Source organism: Planktotalea sp. (assembly GCF_039984035.1).
Lineage (GTDB): Bacteria > Pseudomonadota > Alphaproteobacteria > Rhodobacterales > Rhodobacteraceae > Planktotalea.
This window is the reverse complement of sequence record NZ_JBDWVM010000205.1, coordinates 1-2,735: the sequence shown is the minus strand read 5'-3', so window position 1 is coordinate 2,735 and position 2,735 is coordinate 1. Positions and strand designations below refer to the sequence as shown.

The 2,735-nt window shown below is 48.4% G+C and carries 2 protein-coding genes and 1 pseudogene; 2 read left to right on the top strand and 1 reads right to left on the bottom strand.

Going from position 1 to position 2,735, the window contains the following annotated elements; all coding sequences use genetic code 11:
* The first annotated feature begins 60 nt into the window (after positions 1-60).
* Both ABJQ89_RS09460 and ABJQ89_RS09455 read left to right on the top strand, forming a co-directional pair.
* Complete coding sequence (locus ABJQ89_RS09460; protein WP_348496002.1) at positions 61-237, top strand: hypothetical protein; 177 nt, start codon at positions 61-63, stop codon at positions 235-237.
* Positions 238-901: 664 nt separating this feature from the next.
* Entirely contained in the window at positions 902-1,720 is an 819-nt protein-coding gene (locus ABJQ89_RS09455) for a LysR family transcriptional regulator (RefSeq protein ID WP_348496001.1), read from the top strand.
* A gap of 635 nt (positions 1,721-2,355) precedes the next feature.
* Here ABJQ89_RS09455 and ABJQ89_RS09450 read toward each other — a convergent pair.
* Positions 2,356-2,735: pseudogene (locus tag ABJQ89_RS09450) on the bottom strand (carboxypeptidase M32); the annotation flags it as partial.

Genomic DNA, 2,735 nt, shown 5'->3' with positions numbered 1-2,735 from the left:
AAGAGAGTTAACGAGGGCCTTTGTGGCCCTCACTAATTACTGTTTATAAAGGGGACACACATGAAACAGGTGCCTAAGTCCAATACTGACGACGCCCTTATTCAGGAATTCCTGAAAAAGGGTGGCTCCGTCAAAAAGGGTAAAACCAAACCAATGAAACCCGAGCTTGGGATTTCAAAGAATGTTTGGAACCAGACGTTGACCAAAGAAGAAAAAGCCGCGCGCGACGCTGAATAATCGCTCAGTGGGCCTATTCAACTGCTGAAGGATGTTTGGGTTAGACCAAACACCTAACACAAGGTGCTTCGCTACATTTGCGAGGATGAGCGCCTGGAGCGTCTAATTTAGCGTTCAGCGGGTCGTTCGATCACTGTAGTATATAGAGAATTAAAAATGCCTTGCGGACGCAAGGCATTTTTTTGGTGCTGCGACAGAAATTCGAACCTTTAAACGCACTGAATGGACCCCGACTTCGCGCCGCTTTACCCCCTGAAAACACATCTCTTTACCGCCGAAACAGAGCCAAAAACCGTCAACAGTCGCCCCCAAAACCTGTGACGAAGGCCCGTTTCATTTTTAAAAATACCATTTTTCTCACCCTAAATTGCCCTTTTTTCGCCCAATTGAAAGCCGCGGTTTTAGCCAAATTTTACCTAAAATCCCGTTTTCTGTGGCACGAAAGTACTAGCGACATAGCCTTTCGGATAGTACACATAACCCCATGAATTATTTAAGGAACTTTTGAACCCACGCGTATACTTTTGCTGCATTGCTGTAGATTTGAAAAACTGGGATTGCAGAGTTACCGCGTTGACCGGTTAACCTTGAAGATCAAGTTTGAGTACATAGGTTAATGAGTAGTCGCGGTGTGAACTTGTCTAAGGCACGAACGGGACCCGCAATGCAAAATTGGAATGACCTCATATACTGTCTCGCGCTCGCTGAGCACAAAACGATCAGTGGCGCGGCAAAAGCTCTACGAAGCAATCCCACAACGGTCTCTCGCCATGTGCAAAATGTCTCTGAGGCTTACAAACGCTCCATCTTTGTAAAAAATGGACAGCAATGGCAGCCGACAGACTTTGGTGAAAAACTTGTTGATATTGCCAAAACCGTAAAAACCAACATCGAAGCTGTTCAGGCTGAAACGCCTATGACCGCTTCAGGTAAGATCCGCATCTATTGTGATTTACTCGTGATGCAGACCTACCAATCTTTCAACTGGAACACATTGCTTGCCGAAAACCCCTCGGTCGATTTGGAACTCAGTGCAAACCCCTCTTCCCTTGCATTTGGAGAAGTTGACATCAGCTTCACCAGCCTGATGCCGACAGAAGGGCGCATTATTCGCAAGAAGATCGCGGAAACGCAGCTCGCCGTATATTGCGCGAAAACGTATGTCGATAATCTGACGGGTTGGGTCGCTTTGACGGAACAAGTTGGCCATCGCCCGGATGAGAGCTTCCTCAAAGACTACTTTGAAGCTGGCCCTCGCATGTCGGTCCAATGTTTCGAATTGGCCCAGCAAATCGTTCGTGAGCTGCCCTATATGGCATTGCTGCCTTGCTCGGTCGCGGATCAACAAAAAGAGCTTTGTATTGTCTCGAATTCACCAAGTCAGTCGGTTTCAATATGGGCATCCTATCATGAATCCCGCCGCAACGACCCGCTAATTCGTAATTTTTTCAAACACTTAGAACAATCACGTCCAGCGACCTAACATTTTTGCAGATATGAAACTGCAAGCTTTTCTATTTATGGATGCACAAACTCAACTTACACCTAGAGGTACGAAGAATAGCCGAGGTAAGAAATGACCAGTTACTCAAGACACACTGCGCACTTAAGGAGACTGACTGCGACCCTTCACTTAGTCGTCCCAAGCGCAGCCCTCTTGGGCATGATGATCATCCCCCCTCATAGCTCGCATGATCACTCTGCCCTACTTTCATCAAGAGGCGTTGAGTTTATAGAACCGCTTATAGCGATCTTGCTGGCATTTTGCGCTCTCTGGCTGTTCTTCGAAATGCGAAAGCGTGTTGTTGCGATGACAGCCGCAATTACACTCATAGGGATTGCGTTCACCTACACCAGTGAACCGTTGTCCTCTTGGGAACACGCGACGCAGCTTAGTATGTTGCTTATTTGGTCAGTCGCCAGCCTTGTTTCACTCACGGTTTTAGGTGGCAATAAGCTGACCGCGTACCCAAACAGATGGCGTAATACTCGGCTATGACAGCGGTCGATATTACCCCTTAACAGAAAGGACTCTAAGTTCTCTACCTCAACTCATGGGCGCATTTATGCGCCCATTTTTGATTTTGGGCTTTGGGCCTGCTTGGGCCGACGAAGCCTCTAACCAAACTTTGCTTCAAGATAGGACAACAACGGCCCTTCTGTTGGCTCCACACCGCTACAGGCATGTGCAATCGTTGCGCGCGGTGTGCGCAATCCACCGTGGCGCTGCAACGCTTCTCCCAGCCATTCAGTCGCAGGACTTGTGTCACCTTTCGCCAAAGCATCGTCCAAGTTCGGCAAATCTGCGCGCATCGCCTCGTTGAGGCAGCCAGCATAGACATTTCCGAGGCTGTAGGTCGCAAAGTACCCAAACAGACCGACGGACCAATGCACATCCTGCAGCACGCCATTTGATGGTTTATCAACGGCATAGCCAAAATCAGAAGCAAAGCGGTCGTTCCACGCAACCTCCAGATCATCCACGGCCAAATCGCCAG